Raw genomic sequence first — 482 nt, forward strand, 5'->3', positions numbered from 1 at the left:
TCGAGTTGTGCGCCGGCGATGTGCGCGGCGGTGAGGTCGTCGCTTGGGTGCGGGGCGTGGTCGCCGTATCCGGGGCACCAGTTCCCGTGTTCGGCTCGCCATGCTGCGACGGTGCGCGCTCGGCGTTCCCGCTCGGGGTTGGTGCGGGTGAGGTAGGTGGGCGATTCGCGGCGATGGTTGGCGCAGTGGGTTGCGGGTTTACGTGCCAGTAGTGGGCACCCAGGTTCACTGCATGGGCGTTTCATCGGTCACACTCGGGGCACCATGGGGTGCCGTGTCGTCCGGGTCGTAGGGGGTGTCCGCACTGGTCGCACCAGCCACAGTCAGAGGTCCCCATCTGTCGCCCCCCTACATGCATAATGCCCACCGGTGCGAGGGCGCACTGATGGGCAACTAGGCGCAGCATATCACGACGATCTGAGTTGTGCTTCTGCTGCGACACGCCGGATGGTCCCGAGGTCATACAGCGTGCGTCGCTGGTC

The 482-nt window shown here is 66.4% G+C and carries 1 protein-coding gene; it reads left to right on the forward strand.

Features of this window, described 5'->3' with window-relative positions; all coding sequences use genetic code 11:
• A partial coding sequence (locus tag ACTQ48_RS11530) for a hypothetical protein (protein ID WP_441571068.1) occupies nucleotides 1-212 on the forward strand: 212 nt, incomplete at its 5' end.
• Between the last annotated feature and the right edge of the window lie 270 nt (nucleotides 213-482).

Origin of the sequence: Collinsella sp. Sow4_E3 (assembly GCF_052116285.1) — a bacterium.
In the GTDB taxonomy this organism is placed as follows: Bacteria; Actinomycetota; Coriobacteriia; order Coriobacteriales; family Coriobacteriaceae; genus Collinsella.